We start from the raw sequence: 2,893 nt of genomic DNA, 5'->3' as shown, positions 1-2,893 counted from the left end.
CGGCAGCGGCAGCGACGACAAGCGCTACCCCTACCAGGTCTGACCCACCAGCGGCGCCCCCCACACCGGGGGGCGCCGCCCCACCCCGACACAGAGAGGAATTGCAATGCGCTGGTTTGGCGGACGAGTCGGATGCACGGGTGCCGAGGTGCCTGTGCCCGAAGGAGCGCGTCGTCTCTGGGACGGACCGTTCCCCCTGTGGCTGGTAGGTCACTGGCCGTCGCACGAGGTGAAGGTCTACAACCACCAGCGGCGCAACATCGCGGTGCTCGGCCCCTGCGAGGCGGACCGCACCCAGTTGGCCGTGCTGCTCGACCCGAGGAACACGACCCCGCCGGTATGGCCCGGCTCCTACACGGTCGTCGTCGCCGACGAGCGCGGCTTGATCGTGTACACGGATGCCGCAGGTGCCTGCCCGATCTACACCACGCAGTTCGAGAACGGCACGATCTGGGCCTCCAGCTCCCGAGCCTTGGCCCCGCTGGTCGGAGGCAACGTCGACACCCAGTGGCTGGCGACCTCGCTGGTGCACCCCACGAGGAGCCCGGGAGGCCGCTCTGCCTTCGCCGGGGTCGAGTACGTGGAGGCCGGCTCGCGACTTTCGCTGCGTCCGGGGCACCGGCCCCTGACGGAGCCGTCGTGGCAGCCGCGGTCCATCTCATCGGCTGACGCGCCGGGCGAACTGCGGGCCGCCCTCGAGGGCGGCGTGGCCGTGCGGGTCAGGAACGCCCACCGGCCCACGACCGATCTGAGCGGAGGCATGGACTCGACCTCGATCGGACTGCTGGCCGCAAGGCACCTCACGGGCCGCCAGCAGCTCGGAACGTTCACGATCCACCCCGAAGGGCAGGACGGAGGCAGCGGAGACCTGCACTACGCTCGGCTGGCAATCGACCAGCACCCCATGGTCGAGCACACGGCGCTGCCGCTGGGCGAGGATCACCTCCCCTACGCAAGGCTGGACGAGGTGCCTGCCACAGACGAGCCCGCGCCGTCCACCATCACCTTCGCCCGGCTGGCCTCACAGCTGGAGGTGCTCCGCGGTTACGGCAGCGACTCCCACCAGACCGGCGACGGCGGTGACAGCCTCCTGTGGCAGCCGAACACCCTGGCCGAATTCGCACGACGTCGGCAGTTGATCCAACTCGTGCGCCACACCCAGGGGCTGGCACGCCTGTTCCAGGTGAGCCCGTGGCCGCTGCTGCGCGAGGCGATCTCCACCAAGCCCACGGGGCTCTTCGCCCCCCTCATGGCTGACTGGATCACCCCCCGAGCCCGCGAACTCGCGACGGCCGTCCAGGGCAGCTACCCGGACTGGACGGACTGGAGCCGGTCGGATAGCGAACTCCTCCACGAGATGCGCATGGTGGGCCGTACCGCGCGGGCGGACGCCCAGGTCGCCGAGACGTTCGGAGTAACGTTCCACAACCCGTTCACTGACGCGGCCGTCGTCACGGCAGTGCTCTCCGCCCCCGAGGCGGAACGCGGCTCTGCCTGGAGCTACAAGCCACTGCTCGCGAAGGCCCTGGCCGATGTACTCCCGGCCGAGATCGCGGCCCGCAACGCCAAGGGTGCGTTCGATGCGGATCACCACCAGGGGCTGCGGGCTCACTTGGCAGCGGTGTCCGATCTGGCCGACGGCCGACTGGCCGAGCTGGGGTTGATCGAGCCCGGTGAGGTCCGGAAGACCCTGCGCAAGGCGGTCATCGGGGTGAGAACGCCCTTCGGATCACTGGAGCCGATGCTGGCCATGGAGGTATGGCTGCGGGCGCTCGACAGGACAGCAGCAGTGGCCTGGACCGTTGAGTGGCAGGCACAGGAGGTCTGATCTCTGGGGGCGGGGCCAGTCGGCCCCGCCCCCAGAGCCTTTGAAGAAGCGGTCGCCCCCTGCGGGGGCGGCTGTGTTGTGGCCCGGTGGCGTTCACCGTCTCGGTGGCGTCGGCCCCTGGGGGGCCTTTGGCCACCGTGCCGGGCCACCGTGCCGTGGTCACGCCTTCGGCGTGGCGGTTCTTCTGGCCTGGTGGGCCTGTGCGGTGGCGTCGGCCCTGGCGGGCCTTTGGCCACCGCTCCGGCCCGCCAGGGGGTCGGCCCTGGCGGGCCGGCAGGTGCGTGGTCGCCCCCTTCGGGGTCGGCCGTCTTGTTGCGCCCACTGTGTGGGCGGGGTCCGGCCGACATCACTACCAGAGATCTGACAGCACGACAGCAACCTTGCGGAGCGTTCCGCTTCGCCCCAGACACTCCCACCGAGCATGAGGCAGCACCCTCCCGGTTGATCACAAGGCAGCACCGCCAAGGCGCCGACAAGGAGAGGGAACGAGGCCGGTACGAGCTAAGCGCCGAGCATTTCTCCGAATGACAAGTCAGACGCGGTTCTTTCCATAGGAAGTCCCGTGCCCTCACCCGCACGCGACACAGGGAAATAGGACCCGTGCCTCGACGTGGTGAGCCGCAGGGGCTGCTCAGCGCTTGTCACAGCCATGCTTCGCATGGTCGAAGGGATCCTCTCGCGCGCGAAGAACCCTACTCAAGGACGCTTCTGCTCCCCAGACCTTTTCCACGTCCACGGATCCAGAACCCGGCTGCGGCACCTCACGGCCCCACGACCCGCTTCGGCGGCCCTGCCCTTCCGATTCGTATCCGGCCTGGACCACGAGCTCTACAGCTGTGACTGCGGATGGCGCTTCCCGGTGCACAGAACCCGGGGCGCTCGCCGGCATTCCCCAGGGCCCCACTGGACCGGCACCTCAGGATGCCGGGGGCTGGCCTGACGGTGGTCCGGCATCGCTTGTCTGGTTGAGCCACGAAGGCCCCGCAGCTCTGTCGCTGCGGGGTCTTTCGCGTGTCCGGTGGTCGGTTGGCAGGTGGGTCTGTCGGTTCTGTCGTGTGCGGACGA

1 protein-coding gene is annotated in these 2,893 nt (G+C 69.4%); it reads left to right on the top strand.

Annotated features, from left to right (window positions below; translation table 11 throughout):
- The first annotated feature begins 106 nt into the window (after positions 1-106).
- Positions 107-1,828, top strand: coding sequence for an albusnodin/ikarugamycin family macrolactam cyclase (locus ACIRD3_RS40445; RefSeq protein ID WP_402227125.1), 1,722 nt, complete (start codon positions 107-109; stop codon positions 1,826-1,828).
- Positions 1,829-2,893 lie beyond the last annotated feature (1,065 nt).

This window comes from Kitasatospora sp. NPDC093550 (assembly GCF_044764985.1).
Taxonomy (GTDB): domain Bacteria; phylum Actinomycetota; class Actinomycetes; order Streptomycetales; family Streptomycetaceae; genus Kitasatospora.
This window is presented reverse-complemented; position numbering and strand designations above follow the sequence as displayed.